Genomic DNA, 20,042 nt, shown 5'->3' with positions numbered 1-20,042 from the left:
GAGAAAGGAATAGGTGACAGATCGTGGAGACACATTCGCCAAAGACTGGCAAGACTAAAGAACATTATGTTCAAGAAGTATTTCAAAGTATCGCTCCGAAATACGATATCATGAATGATATACTGAGCTTCAGACGTCACAAGGCTTGGCGCAATTTCACGATGCGCAAGATGGATATGAAGCAGGGGGAAACCGCGTTGGATTTGTGCTGCGGAACCTGTGATTGGACCATCCAACTCGCAGAAGCAAGCGGTACAGGCAAGATTACGGGGCTGGATTTCAGTTCAAATATGCTGGCCGTCGGTCAGAAGAAGGTTGACGAAGCTGGGCTGAACAGCCAAGTTGAGCTTGTAGAGGGAAATGCGATGGAGCTTCCTTTTTCAGACAGCAGCTTCGACTATGTGACCATTGGATTTGGTTTGCGCAATGTCCCGGATTTTGAACAGGTCATTCGTGAAATGCGCAGGGTTGTTAAGCCAGGTGGACAAGTTGTATGCCTAGAGCTAAGCAAGCCGACTTGGCAGCCGTTCAAGGGGATTTATTATTTTTATTTCCGCCATGTGCTGCCGCTGCTTGGTAAGTTAATAGCGAAACGGTACGAGCAGTATAAGTGGCTTCCTGAGTCACTGGTAACGTTCCCTGGCCGCAAGGAGTTAGAACAGATGTTTAGAGACAATGGACTTGAACGTGTACAAGCATATCCATTCTTCGGCGGGATTGCCGCTCTTCACATCGGCACGAAGGGGAATGAACATGTTTAAAAAAGTACGTATATTCTTAGAAATGATTAAGTTCGAGCATACCATCTTTGCTCTTCCATTCGCGTTCATGGGGGCACTATTGGGAGCGATGGTTGTACATCAGCGCTTCCCGACCCTACCTGAGTGGGGCTGGATTCTAATGGCGATGTTCGGTGCTCGAAGTGCCGCAATGGCGCTTAATCGACTGATTGATGCGGCTATCGATGCGAAGAATCCGAGAACTGCCAATCGAGCGATTCCAGCGGGGTTGCTGAAAGCTGGAGAAGTGATATTATTTACGGCCGTGTCATTCGGTCTTTTATTTTGGGCTGCGGCCAATTTAGAGCCGCTATCTGTGTACCTGCTTCCGATTGCTGTTTTTATGCTTGTCTTTTATTCTTTTACGAAGCGGTTCACATGGTTGTGCCACGTTGTGCTGGGGCTTACGATTGCATTAGCTCCGCTTGGCGGCTGGGTAGCTGTAACGAATGAAATTAATGCCCCGGCTCTCATCTTTTATTTAACCGTGTCGTTGTGGACAGCAGGATTTGATGTTATTTATGCATGTCAGGATTATGAGTTCGATAAGAAGGAAGGCCTAAATTCGATACCGGTACGCTTTGGTATTGCGAAGTCGCTGTGGATTGCAAGAGGATTTCATATTGCAACGGCATTTGGATTTATCCTGTTATTATTTTTAACGCAATTAAGCTGGTGGTATATCGTTGGTACGGTTATTGCTAGTGCATTGCTCATTTATGAGCATTTGCTTGTAAAGCCTCACGATTTGAGTAAGCTCAACACGGCTTTCTTTACGATGAACGGCGTACTCAGTATCGTTGTATTTTGCTTTACGCTCATTGACTTGGTGGTGATGAAATGATGATTGCTCCTTCTAGGAAGCATTATGTAGTGGGAATCACCGGAGCAAGCGGTGCAATATACGGTGTGCGGCTGATTCAGTCTTTGCTGGAAGCAGACTACGAAGTGCATCTAATCGTTTCGGATGCAGGATGGCGTGTGTTGAAGGAGGAGCTTGGCTGGAATGTTACGAAGCGTCAGCAGGCAATTGAGCAGGCGTTCGGAGAGCTGTCCCATCGCGTTACGTATCATCCGAATCAAGATATTGGAGCAAGCATTGCAAGCGGCTCATATCGGGTGCAGGGCATGGTAATCATGCCTTGTTCCATGGGCACACTCTCATCGATTGCACACGGTGCTTCCGATAATCTGATGGGACGGGCCGCAGACGTTATGATGAAGGAAGGCCGTCCGCTGCTTATCGTTCCGCGTGAGACGCCTATGCATGCCATACATTTGGAAAATATGCTGAAGCTCGCGAATATGGGCGTCCGCATTGTGCCTGCAATGCCAGCATTTTACTATCATCCGAAGACATTGGATGATATAATTAATTTCCTTGTTGGCAAAGTGTTGGACTGCATGAACATCGAGCATCAGTTGTTCACAAGGTGGGGGGATTCGGATGCACACACAATCGAAGATTCGGATCGGCCGAATTGATTACACGAATGTGTGGCCGATCTTTTATCATTTCCGCCCAACAGGCTTGCATGCTGGTGTTGAGATGATTCCTGCAGTGCCTTCAACCCTAAATAGGGCAATGGCCGAAGGAAGAATTGATATGGGGCCGATATCGGCCTTCGCATATGGAGTATCTTCAAGCCAATACGCGCTTTTTCCGAACTTATCAGTTAGCGCGTATGGCAGGGTAAATTCGATACTGCTATTCGTAAAGAGGTCGCTTCAGGAGGCGCTGCAAGGAACAATCGCGTTAACGACATCTTCCGCGACATCCATTAACCTGATGAAGATTATTGCTTCCAAGTTTTATGGAGCTAGTCCGAGGTACGTTTCGCTCGATCCTGACTTGGAACAAATGATGGAGCAAGCGGATGCTGCCTTGTTAATTGGAGACCATGCAATCCGGGCTTCGTGGAGCAACACTGCTTATGAGGTCATAGATCTTGGAGAGTTATGGCATAAGTGGACAGGACATTGGATGACCTTTGCCGTGTGGGCTGTACGCAAGGAAGCCATTCAGCGCTATCCAGCTGATATTGAACGCATTGTACAGGCATTCGAGGCGAGCAAGCATATAAGTATTCGCAATGCTGAGCCGCTTGTCCAGGATGCGGTACGTTCGATCGGTGGAACGACAATGTACTGGCGCCACTATTTTTCTCAATTGAACTATGATTTCGGAAGGCCGCAGCAAGAGGGCCTCCGTCTTTATTTTCAATATGCGTATGAGTTAGGACTTATAGATCACGAAGTTCATTTGGAACTTTGGTCGGAAAATACGGTTGGTTAGGTGAAGGCATGAAACTGTGGGACATTTATGCGACAATGAAACAAGACGTATCGTATATTGAGCGTGAATTGGAGCGAAACATTCGCTCTGATCACCAGCTTCTTACGGAAGCGTCGCTGCATCTACTGAAAGCGGGAGGCAAACGGATTCGTCCTGTGTTCGTTCTGCTTGCAGGAAAATTCGGTACATACGATATAGAACAGCTGAAGCGAGTTGCTGTGCCTCTGGAACTAATACATATGGCTTCACTCGTGCATGATGATGTCATAGACGATGCGGAGATGCGAAGAGGACAGCTTACTGTAAAGGCTAAATGGGACAATCGCGTTGCCATGTATGCGGGCGATTATATGTACGGTCAAGCCTTAATGGTAGCGACAGAATTGCGACAGCCTGAAATTCACCGTATATTGTCTAAGGCAATGGTGGAAATGTGCATTGGTGAAATGGAGCAAATTCGAGATTTCTTCAATACAAATCAGACAATCCGGCAGTACCTGCTTCGGATCCGCCGCAAGACAGCATTGCTCATTGCAATCAGCTGCCAGCTGGGTGCGATTGCTGCACATGCAGAATCGAAGATTGGCTATGCCTTGTATCGATTCGGCTACAATGTAGGCATGGCATTTCAAATCAGAGATGATGTGCTTGACCTGACAGGTACGGAGGAACAAATTGGCAAGCCGCCAGGGAACGATATTCGCCAAGGGAATTTGACGCTGCCGGTTATATTTGCGTTACAAGACGATAAGCTGCAAGTGCCGCTGCTACGAGAAATTGATCGAATCCGTGAGCAAAATGGTGATACGGATGTATCTGCTGCGCTAAATATGATTCGTCAAAGTAACGGGATTAAGCGTGCTGAAGAGTTGGCTAACCGATATATTGAAAAAGCACTTGCTGAATTGGAACGCCTGCCGAACATCCGTGCTCGCCGTAATCTGCGCGATATTGCTTACTTTATTGCGAATCGTAACCATTGATTTGAACTATGGTGAAAAAATCGGGTGCCATTTGAAGAAATATTTGGTATAATGCGTGTGTTAGACGACTTCACATTTGAGTAGGAGTGATCGTATGGAACGCACATTCATCATGGTCAAACCTGACGGAGTACAAAGAGGCCTCATAGGTGATATCGTAGGCCGATTTGAACGTAAGGGCTTTAAACTTGTAGCTGGAAAACTGATGAAAATCTCGCGTGAACAAGCTGAACGTCATTATGCAGAACATGCACAAAAACCTTTTTTTGGCGAACTCGTTGACTTTATTACATCTGGTCCAGTGTTTGCTATGATATGGGAGGGTGACGATGTTATCAGCTTGTCGCGCTTGATGATCGGCAAGACGAAAGTGATTGAAGCTGCACCAGGGACGATACGGGGAGACTATGCAAGTCATACGAACTTCAATGTGGTTCACGGTTCGGATTCTCCAGAAAGCGCTGAACGTGAAATCGCAAACTTATTCTCAGAAGTGGATTCATTTTGTTATGAGCGGGCATTGGAGCCGTGGATTTAATCGGTGCCATGAACGCGGCTCATACATACAGAAGTAAATCTATTTTTTTGTTTTCTGTTGTAAGAGCTTACATAGGCAGGATTTAAGAAAGAACACGGCGAATAGTTACTATTCGACCGTGTTTTTTTATATTGTCAAGTTGATAGGATACGAGGTACTATTCACATAGCATGTAGCAACTCATTTGCAACATACATATACGAACTAGAAGGTGTGAGCACAATTGTCAGAACATAAGACGACCGTATGGAATGCTGCTTCTATTTTCCCTGCTGCTAATGCGGCACCTGGGCAGGAGGCTGCGGTGGATCATGGAGATGATCAGGATTATGCGGAATTTGTCCAATATTTCCGATCAACTACAGGAATTGATTTATCACAATATAAGGAAACCCAAATGCGTAGACGCTTGTCTACATTGCGATTGAAGAATGGATACTCGACATTTGCGTCTTATTCGAAGGCGATGAGCAGCAATTCGGCCTTACTGGACGAAATGCTGGATCGGATGACGATCAATGTATCTGAATTTTGGCGCAATCCATTGCGATGGGATACGCTGCGTACTCGTGTGCTTCCTGAACTATCTGCACGAACACAGCATGTAAAGTGCTGGAGTGCCGCTTGCTCAACAGGAGAGGAGCCTTACACGCTGGCGATGATACTCGACGATTTGGGCCTGCTTGATCGAACAGAACTTACGGCAACGGATATTGATGAGAATGCTCTCGGGAGAGCTCAACAAGCAATATATGTAGAGCGTTCATTAAAAGATGTTCCTTCATCATTCAAGAGCCGCTATTTTACGCAGCAAGTGAATAGTTTTCACATCATTGATCGCTTGAAAAAAGCGATTCACTTCCGCAAACAAAACTTACTAACCGATCTATTTGCGACGCAGCATGATTTGATCATTTGCCGGAATGTAATGATATACTTCACGGAAGAAGCAAAGCATGAGCTGTATCGGAAATTCGCCGATTCACTCAAGCCTGGCGGCGTCTTATTTGTTGGAAGCACGGAGCAAATCTTCAATCCGCAGCAGTATCATCTTGAGACGATAGAAACTTTCTTCTATCGCAAGCTGTAGCTGCTTGATCATCATAACGTATATGATTTTATACTCGTACATGATGAACGAACTGAATCGTACTTAGATGAGCGAATGAATGAGATGTGGGAGATGCGCCCTAGCGCTTGCGATCAAGCGTTGCGGGCGTGTTTTGTTTTCTTGTCAAACGTTGGCTCCTATACTATAATGAGAAAAAAGTTAAGGGTTTTAGCCATTTACAGCATTACAGCCTAAAGGGGGAGCAACTTGTGAGTCTACGTTATTTGACTGCAGGAGAAACACATGGACCGCAGCTAACGGCCATTGTTGAAGGAATGCCTAGCAACATGGTTATTGATTTCGAACAACTCAATTTCCAACTTCATCGCCGTCAAAAAGGTTATGGCCGCGGGAGACGAATGCAAATTGAGAAAGATACAGCAACAATCGTTGGCGGTGTGCGTCATGGACGTACGACAGGTGCTCCAATTGCTATAGTAGTTGAGAACAATGATTGGAAGCATTGGACCAAAATTATGAATGTGGAGCCGATTGAAGGGACTGATGAAGAGAAGCGTCGCGTTCATCGCCCGCGTCCAGGTCATGCGGATCTGAACGGCGGCTTGAAATATCAATTGAAGGATTTGCGCAATGTACTGGAGCGCTCCAGCGCGCGTGAGACAGCTGCCCGCGTGGCTGTTGGTGCAGTAGCTCGTCAATTCCTTGAAGCGTTCGGTGTCAAGATTGCTGGACAGGTTATTCGCATTGGCGAAATTGAAGCTCCTGCTCATCATTTGCCGATTGATGAAATTAGAGAACGCACGGAGGCATCTTCTGTTCGGGTCGTCGATCCAGAGACAGAGAAGAAGATGGAAGCATATATTGACCAAATTAAAGGGGAAGGCGACTCAATTGGCGGTATTGTTGAGTGCATCGTGGAAGGTCTTCCTGTTGGATTGGGCAGCCACGTGCAATATGACCGCAAGCTGGACGGCCGCATTGCCCAAGCAGTCATGTCGATCAATGCCTTTAAAGGGGTAGAAATCGGTATCGGGTTCGAGGCGGGGCAACTGCGCGGATCGCAAGTTCATGATGAGATCCTCTACAGTGAACAATCGGGCTATACTCGTGCTACGAACCGACTCGGTGGTTTTGAAGGCGGGATGACAAATGGAATGCCTGTAGTCGTGCGCGGTGTCATGAAGCCTATCCCAACATTATATAAACCGCTGCGCAGTGTTGATATTGATACGAAGGAGCCATTTACAGCACAGGTAGAGCGTTCTGACGCATGTGCGGTGCCAGCAGCGAGCGTTGTAATGGAGCATGTAGTTGCGTGGGAAGTTGCAAAGGCATTTTTGGAAAAATTCGGCGGTGATTCGATGGAAGAAATCAGCGCCAACTATGAGCAATATTTGGAACAAGTATCCCGATATTAAAGGGGGGAACGTGATGAGCAAGAATCTCACTTTGAATGCAGCAGAGTTAACGGTTGAACTGGGGGAGCGTTCTTATCCGATTTGGATTGGCAGCGGTCTTCTTAACCGTATCGGTGAGGCGTTCCAATTACGTGGCATCCCTACTCGCAGTCCGATCGTCATTATTACGGACGAGCACGTTGCTCCGCTATACTTGAATCATACAGAAGGCAATCTTCGCCGTGCAGGGTATCAAGTTCATTCCTTTGTTGTAGCGGCTGGTGAATCGTCCAAGTCGCTGCGAGTGTATGAACAATGCATTACGGCTGCACTTGATGCTGGATGTGATCGCCATTCCTCTATTGTTGCCCTTGGCGGTGGCGTTGTCGGAGACTTGGCTGGCTATGTAGCGGCAACTTATATGCGCGGCATTCGATTCATTCAGGTGCCCACAACGATATTGGCTCATGACAGCAGTGTTGGAGGCAAGGTAGCAGTTAACCATCCGTTCGCCAAAAATATAATCGGCGCCTTCCATCAGCCGGAAATGGTGTTGTACGATACTTCTACGCTGCTAACCTTGCCGGATCGAGAAGTTCGAGCAGGATTAGCTGAAATGATAAAGCACGGCCTTATATGGGATGAGAAGTTCACTGCTTGGTGTGAAGTGCAAGCTGACCGCTTGCTGGCTAAAGACGAGGAAGCACTAACGTACGGCTTGCTGAAGGGCTGTGCGATTAAGGCACAGGTTGTCTCACAAGATGAGCGGGAACACGATTTGCGAGCGATATTGAATCTGGGACATACGATTGGGCATGCCTTGGAGGCTGTCGCAGGATATGGTGAATTGCTGCATGGAGAAGCTATCTCAATCGGTATGGTAGGTGCTGCGCGCATTGCAGAACAACTCGGCGAAGATAAGCAAATAGCGATCCGCACAGAGAATATACTGAAGAAATACGGCTTGCCTGTAACAGTACCGAAGCATATGAATACGGACGATATTGTGCAAGCTATGATGCATGACAAGAAGTTTAAGGAAGGGCACACCGTATTTATTGTGCCTACTGCCATTGGGCGTGTGGAAATTCGCAAGGATGTACCGGTCAGCCTTGTACGAGACATCATCGAAGAATTGAAGGGAAAGAAGGCGTGACCATGTACGCAAGAGGAATACGCGGTGCAACGACGGTAAGCCGCAATGATGCAGAGGAGATTTTGCAGTCGACCACGCTTCTGCTTGAGCAGATCGTTGAGCAAAATGACGTTCAGCCTGAACAGATTGCAAATATTTGGATTACAATGACAGAGGATTTGAATGCCACCTTTCCAGCACGTGCGATACGCGCCATGAAGGGGTGGGATCTTGTTCCCTTGATGTGCGCGGTAGAGATCCCGGTTAAGGGCAGCCTTCCATTGTGCATTCGATTAATGGTGACGATCAACACTGACAAAGAGCAGCACGAGATCCGCCATGTGTACTTAAATGAGGCAATTGGTCTCAGACCTGACTTGGCAGGCTCTTAGAAGTGGCTGAGCCAAGTAAGTGCGGATCGTTTGCGACCAAAAAATCAGTTACTGGATTGACGGAGAGTTCATTTCCGGTTATATTGATATCAGCATAGTTGAGCAGAGTTGAGTTTGAGATTGAGATGAGTTGAGCTGAGACGAGATAGAATAGGAATAATATGGTCTATGTAGGCTTAAGCCTGTTGTATTTGCTGTACATCAATTTGATTGCAGCGAAGTAATGGAGCCAAATATAGGCTGTTCCTATCCTCATTTATTTGAATTACTCATCCACAATTTCATCGTATACCAACAAGCCTCTGCCTTGCGCAGAGGCTTTTTTATTCGAACGCACTGTTGTAAATGTTGTGCTATTCGTATATGACAACCATGGTTTCCGTGGAGGCGCCGTTTACAGTGGATAACAGAATAGAAATGTGTTGGTAGACGCTCTCGTTCATCACGCGCTATGTATTCGTTCTTGACGGCTACATAACGAAGTTGAAAGGAGTGGAAAGCGATGTATCCCCAATTGGACGAAGTTATCCGTCTGTCCCGGCAATATAATGTCATTCCGGTTGCAGAGACGATGATGGCTGATACAGAAACCCCAATTCGATTATTTCAAAGATTACGCAATGAACCATATGCTTTTTTGCTGGAGAGTGTGGAGGGTGGCGTCCAATGGGCCCGCTATTCCTTTATCGGAACGGATCCGTTCCTGCTCCTTCAAGGGAAAAACGGCCGATTGCGATTGATCGAACACGGACATATCACAGAGGTGCGAGAGCGCCCAATCGAGATGATGAAGAAGTTAATGCATAAATATAGAAGTCCAGCGATAGAAAGACTTCCTCCAATGACAAGTGGGGCTATCGGCTGCTTTGGCTATGATTTGGTTCAGCAGTATGAACGGTTGCCTCGACATAAGTATGATACATTGCAAATGGATGACATTCGATTTATGTTCTGCGATCAGTTGGTCGCCTTTGATCATGTGAAGCAGCAAATACAGTTCATTGTTAACATTCATGTTGATCCAGATAGTTCAGAAGACATGATTCGTTATCGATACGAGCGAGCGAGACAGAAGCTGCGAGGTCTGCAGATGAAGCTGACAGCACCGCTTGCGAGCAGCACTAGACCGGTTCAGCAAGCATCGGCATCATCTGCGGGAGAAGAGGTACTGCGAGGCGTACGATCCTCAGAAACGAAGGAGTCGTTTATAGCTAAAGTAAATCGAGCAAAAGAGTATATTCGTTCCGGGGATATATTCCAAGTTGTGCTATCCCAGCGTTTTGAACGACAGACACAAGCGGATCCGCTTGATGTGTACCGGGTGCTTCGCATGACGAATCCATCGCCTTACATGTATGTGTTGAAGTCAGAGGACGATATGATTGTCGGTACCTCCCCAGAGATGCTTGTCCGCATTAAGGATGAGCGTGTAGAGACAAGACCGATTGCCGGAACGAGACCGCGCGGAGCCTCAGAAGAAGAGGATGCTGCGTTTGAGGCCGATCTCATGCAAGATGAGAAGGAACGAGCGGAGCACGTCATGCTGGTTGATCTCGGGCGGAATGATCTTGGCCGCGTATGCGAGTTCGGAACCGTACGCTGTGATACGTACATGAACGTGGAGCGGTATTCCCATGTGATGCATATCGTGTCGAACGTATCTGGCAAGCTGCGCAAGAACAAGGATTTTTTCGATGCCTTTCTGTCCTGTTTGCCGGCAGGCACATTATCCGGAGCCCCGAAGATTCGAGCAATGGAGATTATTGCCGAGCTGGAAGAAGAGTCGCGCGGGATCTATGGTGGAGCCATTGGTTATTTAGGCTTCAATGGGAATATGGATTCCTGCATTACGATACGAACGATTATTTTTCGAGAGGGCCTAGCATATGTTCAGGCCGGTGCAGGAGTTGTCTGGGATTCCATTCCGGAGAATGAATATGAAGAGACGATTAACAAAGCGAAGGCTTTGCTCCTGGCGATACGAATGACCGAAGAGATGTTCGGAAGTAACAGTAGTTATTCTAGGTCTGCTGGTTCTGCTGCTCAAGACCGCAATACTGATGAGTCTCTATGCACAAGCACAATTGAACAGACGGCAATCAGAAGTACTACAGCCAACGCCACAATGCTGCCAGCGAACTGGGACTATTATATTGGTACGGAGGAACGGGCTGCTTCGCTTCCCGTCGCCGAGGGGAGGAACTTATGATGACGAGCCAACTTGTAATCGGGAATGCGTTGCTGAAGGAAGCGCTTGGCCAGGTGCTGTCGGGACAGCACCTAAGCCGTGGAGAAGCTCGCGATGTCATGGCCAATGTTATGGATGGTCACGCAACATCCGCACAAATCGGCGCTCTGCTTGCAGGACTGCGCTTGAAGGGAGAAACGGTTGATGAAATCGCTGGTTTTGCTGAAGCGATGCGCAGCCGGGCGTATCAAGTCGTAACCTCGCATGAGCGTTTGCTGGACACGTGTGGCACAGGCGGTTCGGGCATTCATAAGTTAAATGTCTCTACAGTCGCGGCGATTATCGCATCGTCCGCATCCGTTCGGGTTGCGAAGCATGGCAATCGTTCTGCTTCCAGTCGTTCCGGCAGTGCGGATGTTCTGGAGGCGCTCGGTGTCAATATCCAGTTAACAAGTGAAGAAGCGGCACAGTGCTTGGAACGAATCGGAATCTGCTTCATGTTCGCTCAAGTGTATCATCCTGCGCTGAAGCATGCGGCTGCGCCGCGTAAAGAGCTTGGTGTTCGCACGGTTTTTAACATGCTCGGTCCTTTAACAAATCCAGCAGGAGCGGATCGGCAGGTGCTAGGAATTTATGACCGTACGAAGACGAATACGATCGCGGCAGTCTTGCGAGAGCTCGGGTTGAAGCGGGCACTTGTTGTTGCTAGTGAGGATGGCTTGGATGAAATCAGCTTATCTGCTCCAACACAGGTGAGTGAACTGAAAAACGGAGAAGTATTCACATATACGATTACGCCTGAGGAACTCGGACTTCGCACGCAGCCGTTGAAAAATGTGCTTGGCGGCGATGCCTCAACGAACGCACAAATTATTCGCGGGCTACTATATGGAGAGCAGGGAGCCCACCGGGATATTGTTCTCGCCAATGCGGGCGCTTGCATCTATGTAGCGGGACAATCGGGATCGATCGCTGAAGGTGTTCGAATAGCTGCTGAAGCAATCGATAATGGATTGGCAAATCAAAAGCTGGATCAATGGATCGCAGTGACTGGAGGGCTAAGTCATGTTTCTTGAACGGATAGTACGTACGAAGGAAGAAGAAGTACAAACGCTTAGACAAGTGATGAATCGAATCGAGGCGGAGAAGATGGCAGCAGAGCTTCCTCCATGTCGAGGTTTTATCGATTCACTGACTGCAAATAAAAATCGTTCGGTTGCCTTGATTGCTGAAGTAAAGAAGGCGTCGCCATCCAAAGGGCTGATCCGTCAGCATTTTGATCCAGCCGAGATTGTTGCTGAATATGAGGCAGCAGGTGCAGATGCATTGTCCGTGTTAACGGATCAGGTCTATTTTCAAGGCGGCAGCGAAATTTTGCAGCAGGTGCGCGCCTTAACGGATTTGCCGATATTACGGAAGGAATTTATTATCGATGAACTCCAATTGTTTGAAGCAAGGTTACTAGGTGCGGATGCAGTGCTGCTGATCGCAGCCATCTTGAGTGATAATCAACTGCGGCATTTGCACGACACTGCTAGACAACTTGGCATGGATGTTCTGGTAGAAGTACATGATGAGGCGGAGATGGAGCGTGTTGGCAGGATAGAAGGCATCAAGCTCATAGGCATTAATAATCGCAACCTGCATACGTTTGAGACGGATATCGAGCAGACTAATCGGATTCGACATCTAGCGCCGTCAGGCTGTATCTTAGTGAGCGAAAGCGGCATCCATCTTCCGGCACATATACATCGTATGGATGAGCTGGATGTTGATGCGGTACTAGTCGGAGAGCATTTCATGAGACAAAAAGATATAAAGGCTGCAGTGGAGCAGTTGATGAGCGGGCTTCTAAACCCAAATACTGTTATCTGATTAGCTAAAAAGGGAAGAAAACGAGGATGGAAGTCTGAATATGTAAGGAGCAAGCATTATGGCAGTGAATGAACGATCATGCAGTGAGCACTCATCCAAAGTTAAAATCTGTGGCTTGACCAATCTGGACATAACTCGTCGAGTTGTACAGATGAAGCCCGATCATATCGGATTTGTTTTTGCGCCAAGTCGAAGACAGGTTGATCCGCAGCGAGTGAAGCAGTGGCTGTTCCAGCTCAGCAGAGAAGAACAAGAATTGCCTGATATTGTAGGTGTGTTCGCGAATCCAACTCGTGAAGAGCTGAAGCAAGTGCTGGATTTGGCTCCGATTACAAGTGTTCAGCTCCATGTAAAGAATAATACGGCACTGTTGGCGTGGATAAAGGATCACTATGATGTACAAATATGGAGGTCGATTCCGATCAATGGATCAGACGAGGGCATATTCTATTCGAGTAGCACGGCAGTGAACGAGTTGGATGTTCAATATGCGGATGTTGTCCTGCTTGATACGTATTGTCCTATGCAGGGCGGCGGTTCTGGAAAAGTATTTGATTGGACGGTAATACCAGCCTATACAGACGCTTTGGCGGAATTCGAGCTTCCACTTTATATTGCGGGCGGGTTGACGCCTGATAATGTTGAGTTGGTAGTAAGGGAATATGGGATTCAAGGTGTAGACGTATCCAGCGGCGTGGAAACTAATGGAGTGAAAGATGTCGTAAAGGTTCAGAAGTTTATCGAAAGGGTGAGGGGAAAATGAGCAACATGGAAAAGATTGCAGCAACCGTTTTACCGGATGAGAACGGTAGATTCGGACCATTTGGAGGCCGATTTGTGCCAGAAACATTAATGAATGCGCTGTTGGAGCTGGAAGAGGCATATCGCTCACACGTAAAGGATCCTGAATTCCAACAAGAGCTGATCAAGCTCCTGACTCAATACTCAGGCCGGCCGACCTCGCTTTATTACGCAGAGAGGCTCACTGCTACGCTGGGCGGCGCTAAAATTTATTTGAAGCGTGAGGATTTGAACCACACCGGGGCTCATAAAATTAACAACACAATCGGGCAAGCTTTGCTTGCAAAACGTATGGGCAAGACCAAGCTTATTGCTGAAACGGGAGCGGGCCAGCACGGTGTTGCGACAGCAACGGTTGCAGCGCTGCTAGGCATGGAATGCAAAGTATTCATGGGTGAAGAGGATATGAAGCGGCAAAGCTTGAATGTATTCCGGATGAAGCTGCTTGGTGCCGAAGTCGTGCCTGTGTTGTCAGGCACACGGACATTGAAGGATGCTGGGAATGAAACACTGCGATACTGGGTGAGCAATGTCCAGGATACATTCTATATTCTGGGATCAGTAGTTGGTCCACATCCATATCCGATGATCGTAAGAGACTTCCAGCGCATTATCGGAGATGAAACACGCCAGCAAATGGTTGAACTGGAGGGGCGCTTGCCGAACATGCTGATCGCAGCAGTAGGTGGGGGCAGCAATTCCATGGGGATGTTCTATCCATTTTTGCAGGATGAATCCGTTCAGCTTGTTGGGGTAGAGGCGGCAGGAAAAGGAGTAGATACACCCTATCACGCAGCTACAATGACGCTGGGGACACCAGGCGTATTTCAGGGATCGATGAGTTATTTGCTGCAGGATCAGTTCGGTCAAGTTCAGCCAGCACATTCGATATCAGCAGGACTTGATTATCCGGGCGTAGGTCCAGAGCATTCATATTTAAAATATACGGAGAGAGCCACATACGTACCAATTACAGATGAGGAGGCGCTGAATGCGCTGCAATTGCTTTGCCGCACGGAAGGTATTATTCCGGCATTGGAATCATCTCATGCGGTTGCGCAGGCAATGAAATCGGCGCCTGCTATGAATAAGGAAGATATAATTGTCATTTGCTTGTCCGGCCGGGGGGACAAAGACGTTGGCACGATTATGGAGACGTTGGGGGAGGATTTGGTATGAGTCAGACAGTAGCAAGCAGCAATTTGTTGGATGATACATTCCGTACATTAAAAGCAATTGGCAAGTCTGCTTTAATGCCCTTTATCACGTTAGGCGATCCAACGTGTGAGATAACGCTTGAGTTACTACTGCAAATGGAGCAGGCGGGTGCTGACATTATTGAATTAGGCATTCCATATTCTGATCCGCTTGCTGATGGTCCGGTAATCGAACGTGCATCTGCCCGGGCATTGCGCAATCAAGTATCCATTGCAGATGCGCTACGTGTTGCTGCACAAGCGCGAAAACGAGGAGCGGGCATTCCTTATGTGTTGTTTACCTACTATAATCCGGTACTGCAATTCGGCTTTGACAGCTTCGTACAGGAGGCAAGAAAGGCTGGAATTAGCGGTATTATTATTCCTGACTTGCCTTATGAAGAGAGCCATGAAGTCAGGGAAGCCGCTGATCGTGAGGGCATTCATCTTATACCGTTGGTAGCTCCGACATCAGATGCGCGGGTAGGCGCAATCGTAGCTGAAGGAAGAGGCTTCATTTATTGTGTATCCTCACTCGGTGTAACAGGTGTCAGAGACAGCTTCGACACGCAGGTCGATGGTTTCATCGATTTGGTTCGGCGCAGTACAGAGCTTCCGATTGCGATTGGCTTCGGCATCTCGACTGCAGCGCATGTGCGGCATTTTGCGAAGCGTTGTGACGGTGTCATCGTAGGAAGTGCTATCGTGCGGCGCATTGAAGAAGCGCTGCCGTTATTGGAGGATTCGAATTCGGCTGCAGAGGGCATCTTGCAAATTTGTGATTTTGTGCGACAATTAAAACATTAATTTTTTGCATTTGCAATCACTTTTGTAAATGAGAAAGGTGGTATACCCACATGCAGCCGAAGAACAGTGTTGTTCACCTGCCTGTATATCAGCCAGGGAAATCAGTTGATGAAGTAAAGCGAGAGCTGGGCTTGGATCGTATTATCAAGCTGGCTTCCAATGAGAATCCGTTCGGATCTTCTAAGCAAGCGAAGCAAGCTATCTTACAAGAAGTGAACAATATGAGCATTTATCCAGATGGAGCAGCTCAAGCACTGACCGATGCTGTTGCGGCACATTTGGATGTTGAGCGAAAACAATTGATTTTTGGCGCTGGCTCAGATGAAATTATTTTAATGATATGCCGCGCGTATCTCGTGCCCGGCGATGAGATTGTCATAGCGGATCAGACATTCCCCCAATATAAGCACAATGCAGAAATTGAGGGAGCCGTAACTATAGAGGTTCCGCTAAAGGATGGAGCGCATGATCTGGACGCGATGCTTGCTGCCGTGAATGACCGGACGAAAATCGTATGGATTTGCAATCCAAACAATCCGACGGGAACGATTGTAAGCGCTGATGAGCTGGATCAATTTATCGCACGTATACCTGCACATGTAATGGTTGTATTGGATGAGGCATACTGTGAATATGTAACAGATCCGAACTTCCGTGATGCTTTAGAGCTAGTACGCCGTTATTCCAATGTTGTTTCCTTGCGAACATTTTCGAAAATTTATGGATTGGCGTCTTTGCGCATCGGTTATGGAATCGGACACCCTGATGTGATTCATACGATCAATCAGGTTCGTGAGCCATTTAACACAACTCGCTTCGCTCAGGCAGCAGCTTTAGCTGCCGTACAGGATCAAGCCTTCATTGAAGATTGCAGGCAGAAGAATGCAGCTGGAATTCAGTATGTACAGCAGCAATTTGCGCGCATGAATCTGGATAGCTTTCCAGCACACGGAAACTTCATAATGGTTGATGTAGGATTTTCAGCAATTGAAGTCTTTAACGCACTCCTGCGTCGCGGCATTATAACCCGCGCAGGCCATAGCAAATATCCGCAGCATATCCGAATTACGATTGGCAGCCAAGAAGAAAATGAGGCAATGGTTCAAGCCTTGGAAGAAGCCTTGGAAGAGGTTAAGGTGACGAAATGAGAACTAAGATTACAATTATAGGCGTAGGGCTCATAGGCGGCTCTCTCGCCTTATGCTTTAAGAACAGGCCGGGTATACATGTCGTTGGTTATTCCCCAAGTCAATCATCAGCAGAGAAGTATATAGAGCGCGGCGTCGTAGATGAAGCGACGACCTCCTTGCGTGATGCGGTTGAGGATGCGGATTACATCTTCGTATGTGTTCCAGTGGGAATGCTGGAATCAATGCTGAATGATTTGCAGAATTTGCCGCTCAAGCCGGGCTGCATCGTAACTGATGTAGGAAGCACGAAGTCATCGGTAGCGCGTTGCGCACGTGGACTGCAATGGGAGGACGTACACTTTATTGGTGGTCATCCAATGGCCGGCTCGGAGCGCTCGGGTGTTGAAGCGGCTACTACACTGCTGTTCGAAAATGCTTTTTATGTACTAACACCTGATGAATCGGCTAATGAAGAAGCTTATAGCAGGCTTGTATCCTTGCTCCGATATACGAAGGCGCATATCATTCGGATGAATCCGGAAGAGCACGATGAGGTAGTTGGCGCAATCAGTCATTTGCCGCATGTGGTCGCAGTAGCCTTGGTGAATCAGGTACGCTCCTATAATGAGAATAATGAGCTGTATGAGCTGCTCGCTGCCGGTGGATTCCGGGACATTACCCGTATTGCATCCAGTGATCCTGTCATATGGAGAGACATTCTTATTAACAATAGGGATGTCGTTCTTCGTTTACTTTTAGACTGGAAAGCGTCTACGGAGCAATTTATCGATATATTGCAGCGACAGGACGGTGAAGGGATAATCCAGCAGTTTGCTGAGGCTGGCGACTTCCGGAGCCGCATGCCGGAACGCCGCAAAGGCGTTATCCAATCGCTCTACGAACTATACGTCAATGTACCCGATCATCCTGGTATTATCGGCAGTATTGCAACAGAGCTTGGTAATCATCACATTAACTTGAGCAATGTTCAAATAATTGAAAGCCGCGAGGACGTGCCGGGCGTACTCCGATTGTCATTCCGTCAGCAGGGGGACTGGGATCGAGCGAAGGAACTGCTAAGCTCCAAAGGGTACGAAGTATTCATATAACGGAAAAATTTGTGAATTGAAGAAAATTTTTAACGAAAACCTATTGACGACGTGAAAACGTATACATTATAATAGCAGTACAGTATGGTTTCTCTCCACTCCTATCCAATAAAATTGCACAAGTTGTGCAGCCACTCCAATCGGGGTGGTCTTTTTTTTTGTCTTAATAAAAGTATATGGCACAAAAATGCTTCTTTTTTCCTTTGGCTTTAATTTCTAAAGATTCACCCCACCGAAATTGAATTTCTGCAGTTTCTCCAAAAACTTTTTTTGTAATAATCAAATTAGCAATTTTAAGCTTATCATCCTTCTTCATATTGAGAGGGATTTTGTTTTCAATGACTCATTTCGCTATCCTTCTAGTGATATTTCCTTCTTTATCCATTACATACATTGTCCGTATATAAATTCCGTTTTCACCCTCTTTTTAACTACCAACTAAGATATCCCCCTTTCTAGGCACGGCGAAAGCCATGCCATAGTGATTTACAAGGTGCGTCGCACTTCAACAACTTTACCTAAAACTTTAACTTGGCTAGAAGCGACCAGAATTGGTTGCATTGCAGCGTTTGACGGCATCAGCATACATATGTCGTTTTGGAACTTAACACGCCTGAGAGTAGCGTTCTGTTCTTCTATAGCGACGATCGCAATGTCATTAGACGTAACTTCTTCTTGGATAAGACACACCGCGACGTCACCTATTGTGATGTGATCACCAATCATACTCTCTTCCGATACATGTAGAGCAAATGCCCTTCTACCTTGTGTAATGGATCGATCTATATAAATAGTTCTGTCCGATTTGCCAGCTTCAACGACCTTACTGTATGTGATCGAATCTAATACAGGAACAGAAATGAACTTTTCATCCTTATCGGTTACATATGGTACTTTAGTGCCTTTAACCTGCGTGTATTCGGTTTTTAGGGACTTGAGTTTTTCAAGCCTTAAAAGCTTTCCTTTGACTTCTTCTGGTGCGCGTTCAATGATAGCAGCGAACAGAAGTTTTTCGACATCTCCGCCCGTTATCTCAGCGAGCGCTCTATTTAGTTCGTCCGTGGCCGGGTTAGGTGTCTTCCCGTTTTGGAGCTGGCTAATATAGCTCTTACTAACGTTATAGTTGTAGTCCTTTAATTTTTCTGCAATCACATTCAACCTCAGCCCGGAGTCTGCAATATACTTTCGCAGCAATTCATGGTAATTCATTTTTTCTTCCATCTCCTTCCTCTAATTGGGATAAACTCATAATACATATGTTGCACTAAATAGTCAACAGTTCTTTGTTGTTAACTATTGACCAAAACAAAATAATGTTCTAGTATTTAGTTAACAATAGTTACACTAAAAAGTAAACAAAAGAGGCGAAGTGAACTATGAGGTACTCGAACATTCTTTCAAATGCGGTTAATGCAAGTGGACTTTCTTATCAGCAAGTGGCTGATAAATGTAAACTTCAGGGTAAGCGAATCACTAGATTCTATATCAGCAAATTGTGTACCGGATATAAACCGCCAGCTAGTGATGAAGTCAATCGAACACTTGCAAAAGTGTTGTCGCCATATTGTGAAGATTTAACATATGAGAAGCTTGCAGTGGCTAAATACAAGGAGATAATCCCCGTAGATGTGATGAAAGCACTGCGACAGGAACTTAAGGAGGCCATATGAGAAGTATTCAGGAAATTGAAAGAGATATGCTGAGTATTAATGTCACTCCCGAAACTATTGATTTTGAAATTGCGAAGCTTAAAGAAGAACTTGCACTTATCAATTTCTTACCTGGAGGAACTGATAATGGACAGGCGGGAGTCTTATGAATATCAGTTCTTGCGTTATTAGCAAAAGCAATGAAGCAACAGCATAAATCAAAGGATCAAGAAAACATCACTATATCAGCTTAAGGAGACAGAACTGAGGTCAAAAACAGCGATAGACTCGAACTAGCACTGTATTCTCAATTACTTGAAAATACTAGATTCTAATGGATGGTCAATCTATGCGGGGCTGTAAGCATCGGTATAACGAGTATGCGAAAAATTTAAGGTAGGGAGAATCATACCATGGATACAAATGAAGTCATTGACCATTGCCCAGTGTGCGATAAAGAAATCTTCTTCGGGCAGGTTGTATGGAAGGTTGGAACAGACCTGTGCTGTTCAGTTGAACACATGCTTAAGCGTGCAAAGGTAGTCATCGTAAATTCAGGTCAAGAAGGGGGGGCCTCCCATGCCCATACCTGATAAACTCCTAGATCATCTAGCAGATCGTTACGTTCGTGAATGTATTGATCCTTCACGGTATCCATTTGAACGATGGGCTTCAGCAGAAATAGAACGGATGGG

21 protein-coding genes are annotated in these 20,042 nt (G+C 46.6%); 20 read left to right on the top strand and 1 reads right to left on the bottom strand.

Going from position 1 to position 20,042, the window contains the following annotated elements; all coding sequences use genetic code 11:
- Positions 1 to 23: 23 nt before the first annotated feature.
- From ACQ5BJ_RS05465 to ACQ5BJ_RS05380, 18 genes are all read left to right on the top strand, one after another.
- Positions 24 to 761: a demethylmenaquinone methyltransferase gene (locus tag ACQ5BJ_RS05465; protein WP_005546912.1), complete on the top strand. Its 738-nt coding sequence runs from the start codon at positions 24 to 26 to the stop codon at positions 759 to 761.
- On the top strand, positions 754 to 1,623 hold the full coding sequence (locus tag ACQ5BJ_RS05460; RefSeq protein ID WP_005546914.1) for a UbiA-like polyprenyltransferase: 870 nt from the start codon (positions 754 to 756) through the stop codon (positions 1,621 to 1,623). The genes ACQ5BJ_RS05465 and ACQ5BJ_RS05460 overlap by 8 nt, the downstream gene beginning before the upstream one ends.
- Positions 1,620 to 2,264, top strand: a complete 645-nt coding sequence (locus tag ACQ5BJ_RS05455; RefSeq protein WP_005546917.1) for a UbiX family flavin prenyltransferase — start codon at positions 1,620 to 1,622, stop codon at positions 2,262 to 2,264. Before ACQ5BJ_RS05460 ends, ACQ5BJ_RS05455 begins: the two co-directional genes overlap by 4 nt.
- Positions 2,227 to 3,075 carry a menaquinone biosynthesis protein gene (locus ACQ5BJ_RS05450; protein ID WP_005546919.1) on the top strand — a complete coding sequence of 283 codons (849 nt, stop codon included), beginning with the start codon at positions 2,227 to 2,229 and terminating at the stop codon, positions 3,073 to 3,075. Before ACQ5BJ_RS05455 ends, ACQ5BJ_RS05450 begins: the two co-directional genes overlap by 38 nt.
- Before the next feature lie 8 nt (positions 3,076 to 3,083).
- A complete protein-coding gene (gene hepT / locus ACQ5BJ_RS05445; RefSeq protein ID WP_005546921.1) occupies positions 3,084 to 4,058 on the top strand; it encodes a heptaprenyl diphosphate synthase component II in 975 nt (324 codons plus the stop codon).
- Positions 4,059 to 4,152: 94 nt separating this feature from the next.
- On the top strand, positions 4,153 to 4,596 hold the full coding sequence (gene ndk / locus ACQ5BJ_RS05440; RefSeq protein ID WP_163978146.1) for a nucleoside-diphosphate kinase: 444 nt from the start codon (positions 4,153 to 4,155) through the stop codon (positions 4,594 to 4,596).
- Between the two features lie 223 nt (positions 4,597 to 4,819).
- Complete coding sequence (locus ACQ5BJ_RS05435; RefSeq protein WP_005546923.1) at positions 4,820 to 5,686, top strand: CheR family methyltransferase; 867 nt, start codon at positions 4,820 to 4,822, stop codon at positions 5,684 to 5,686.
- Between the two features lie 230 nt (positions 5,687 to 5,916).
- Positions 5,917 to 7,086, top strand: coding sequence for a chorismate synthase (gene aroC, locus ACQ5BJ_RS05430; RefSeq protein ID WP_040735833.1), 1,170 nt, complete (start codon positions 5,917 to 5,919; stop codon positions 7,084 to 7,086).
- 13 nt (positions 7,087 to 7,099) lie between these two features.
- A complete protein-coding gene (gene aroB, locus ACQ5BJ_RS05425) occupies positions 7,100 to 8,221 on the top strand; it encodes a 3-dehydroquinate synthase (RefSeq protein WP_005546927.1) in 1,122 nt (373 codons plus the stop codon).
- A 2-nt stretch (positions 8,222 to 8,223) separates the two neighbouring features.
- Positions 8,224 to 8,592 carry a chorismate mutase gene (aroH, locus tag ACQ5BJ_RS05420; RefSeq protein ID WP_163978149.1) on the top strand — a complete coding sequence of 123 codons (369 nt, stop codon included), beginning with the start codon at positions 8,224 to 8,226 and terminating at the stop codon, positions 8,590 to 8,592.
- Positions 8,593 to 9,094: 502 nt separating this feature from the next.
- Positions 9,095 to 10,801 carry an anthranilate synthase component I gene (gene trpE / locus ACQ5BJ_RS05415; RefSeq protein WP_430108994.1) on the top strand — a complete coding sequence of 569 codons (1,707 nt, stop codon included), beginning with the start codon at positions 9,095 to 9,097 and terminating at the stop codon, positions 10,799 to 10,801.
- Positions 10,798 to 11,856 carry an anthranilate phosphoribosyltransferase gene (gene trpD, locus ACQ5BJ_RS05410; RefSeq protein WP_430113387.1) on the top strand — a complete coding sequence of 353 codons (1,059 nt, stop codon included), beginning with the start codon at positions 10,798 to 10,800 and terminating at the stop codon, positions 11,854 to 11,856. Before trpE ends, trpD begins: the two co-directional genes overlap by 4 nt.
- Positions 11,846 to 12,655, top strand: a complete 810-nt coding sequence (gene trpC / locus ACQ5BJ_RS05405) for an indole-3-glycerol phosphate synthase TrpC (RefSeq protein ID WP_430108991.1) — start codon at positions 11,846 to 11,848, stop codon at positions 12,653 to 12,655. Before trpD ends, trpC begins: the two co-directional genes overlap by 11 nt.
- A gap of 58 nt (positions 12,656 to 12,713) precedes the next feature.
- The gene (locus tag ACQ5BJ_RS05400; RefSeq protein ID WP_430108988.1) at positions 12,714 to 13,418 is read left to right on the top strand and encodes a phosphoribosylanthranilate isomerase; all 705 of its coding nucleotides are present in this window, start codon (positions 12,714 to 12,716) and stop codon (positions 13,416 to 13,418) included.
- Positions 13,415 to 14,635 (top strand): tryptophan synthase subunit beta, encoded by a 1,221-nt coding sequence (trpB, locus tag ACQ5BJ_RS05395; protein WP_367667542.1) that lies wholly within the window; start codon positions 13,415 to 13,417, stop codon positions 14,633 to 14,635. The genes ACQ5BJ_RS05400 and trpB overlap by 4 nt, the downstream gene beginning before the upstream one ends.
- Positions 14,632 to 15,459: a tryptophan synthase subunit alpha gene (gene trpA / locus ACQ5BJ_RS05390; RefSeq protein ID WP_430108985.1), complete on the top strand. Its 828-nt coding sequence runs from the start codon at positions 14,632 to 14,634 to the stop codon at positions 15,457 to 15,459. Before trpB ends, trpA begins: the two co-directional genes overlap by 4 nt.
- A 50-nt stretch (positions 15,460 to 15,509) precedes the next feature.
- Positions 15,510 to 16,607: a histidinol-phosphate transaminase gene (gene hisC, locus ACQ5BJ_RS05385; protein WP_005546943.1), complete on the top strand. Its 1,098-nt coding sequence runs from the start codon at positions 15,510 to 15,512 to the stop codon at positions 16,605 to 16,607.
- Positions 16,604 to 17,698, top strand: coding sequence for a prephenate dehydrogenase (locus ACQ5BJ_RS05380; protein WP_005546945.1), 1,095 nt, complete (start codon positions 16,604 to 16,606; stop codon positions 17,696 to 17,698). Before hisC ends, ACQ5BJ_RS05380 begins: the two co-directional genes overlap by 4 nt.
- Before the next feature lie 486 nt (positions 17,699 to 18,184).
- Here the strand turns inward: ACQ5BJ_RS05380 and ACQ5BJ_RS05375 are convergent, their stop codons facing one another.
- A complete protein-coding gene (locus tag ACQ5BJ_RS05375) occupies positions 18,185 to 18,919 on the bottom strand; it encodes a LexA family transcriptional regulator (RefSeq protein ID WP_157266799.1) in 735 nt (244 codons plus the stop codon).
- Positions 18,920 to 19,364: 445 nt separating this feature from the next.
- On the opposite strand from ACQ5BJ_RS05375, the gene ACQ5BJ_RS05370 reads away from it, so the two are divergent.
- Positions 19,365 to 19,517, top strand: coding sequence for a hypothetical protein (locus ACQ5BJ_RS05370; protein WP_005546950.1), 153 nt, complete (start codon positions 19,365 to 19,367; stop codon positions 19,515 to 19,517).
- Positions 19,518 to 19,760: 243 nt separating this feature from the next.
- Positions 19,761 to 19,940, top strand: coding sequence for a hypothetical protein (locus ACQ5BJ_RS05365; RefSeq protein ID WP_171414319.1), 180 nt, complete (start codon positions 19,761 to 19,763; stop codon positions 19,938 to 19,940).
- The last annotated feature ends 102 nt before the right edge of the window (positions 19,941 to 20,042 follow it).

The organism is Paenibacillus sp. B1-35 (genome assembly GCF_050474385.1).
GTDB lineage: Bacteria > Bacillota > Bacilli > Paenibacillales > Paenibacillaceae > Paenibacillus_B > Paenibacillus_B alvei.
The sequence above is the reverse complement of the archived record's forward strand: the minus strand, read 5'-3'. Positions and strand labels throughout refer to the sequence as shown.

Excerpts from the sequence above, each read along its gene's own strand:
- ACQ5BJ_RS05365 (WP_171414319.1), top strand. The coding sequence starts at position 19,761 with ATGGATACAAATGAAGTCATTGACCATTGCCCAGTGTGCGATAAAGAA.
- ACQ5BJ_RS05375 (WP_157266799.1), bottom strand. The coding sequence starts at position 18,919 with ATGGAAGAAAAAATGAATTACCATGAATTGCTGCGAAAGTATATTGCA.
- aroB (WP_005546927.1), top strand. The coding sequence starts at position 7,100 with ATGAGCAAGAATCTCACTTTGAATGCAGCAGAGTTAACGGTTGAACTG.
- hepT (WP_005546921.1), top strand. The coding sequence starts at position 3,084 with ATGAAACTGTGGGACATTTATGCGACAATGAAACAAGACGTATCGTAT.
- ACQ5BJ_RS05460 (WP_005546914.1), top strand. The coding sequence starts at position 754 with ATGTTTAAAAAAGTACGTATATTCTTAGAAATGATTAAGTTCGAGCAT.
- trpB (WP_367667542.1), top strand. The coding sequence starts at position 13,415 with ATGAGCAACATGGAAAAGATTGCAGCAACCGTTTTACCGGATGAGAAC.
- trpC (WP_430108991.1), top strand. The coding sequence starts at position 11,846 with ATGTTTCTTGAACGGATAGTACGTACGAAGGAAGAAGAAGTACAAACG.
- ACQ5BJ_RS05370 (WP_005546950.1), top strand. The coding sequence starts at position 19,365 with ATGAGAAGTATTCAGGAAATTGAAAGAGATATGCTGAGTATTAATGTC.
- ACQ5BJ_RS05400 (WP_430108988.1), top strand. The coding sequence starts at position 12,714 with ATGGCAGTGAATGAACGATCATGCAGTGAGCACTCATCCAAAGTTAAA.
- trpE (WP_430108994.1), top strand. The coding sequence starts at position 9,095 with ATGTATCCCCAATTGGACGAAGTTATCCGTCTGTCCCGGCAATATAAT.
- aroH (WP_163978149.1), top strand. The coding sequence starts at position 8,224 with ATGTACGCAAGAGGAATACGCGGTGCAACGACGGTAAGCCGCAATGAT.
- trpD (WP_430113387.1), top strand. The coding sequence starts at position 10,798 with ATGATGACGAGCCAACTTGTAATCGGGAATGCGTTGCTGAAGGAAGCG.
- ACQ5BJ_RS05455 (WP_005546917.1), top strand. The coding sequence starts at position 1,620 with ATGATGATTGCTCCTTCTAGGAAGCATTATGTAGTGGGAATCACCGGA.
- ndk (WP_163978146.1), top strand. The coding sequence starts at position 4,153 with ATGGAACGCACATTCATCATGGTCAAACCTGACGGAGTACAAAGAGGC.
- trpA (WP_430108985.1), top strand. The coding sequence starts at position 14,632 with ATGAGTCAGACAGTAGCAAGCAGCAATTTGTTGGATGATACATTCCGT.
- hisC (WP_005546943.1), top strand. The coding sequence starts at position 15,510 with ATGCAGCCGAAGAACAGTGTTGTTCACCTGCCTGTATATCAGCCAGGG.
- ACQ5BJ_RS05380 (WP_005546945.1), top strand. The coding sequence starts at position 16,604 with ATGAGAACTAAGATTACAATTATAGGCGTAGGGCTCATAGGCGGCTCT.
- ACQ5BJ_RS05450 (WP_005546919.1), top strand. The coding sequence starts at position 2,227 with ATGCACACACAATCGAAGATTCGGATCGGCCGAATTGATTACACGAAT.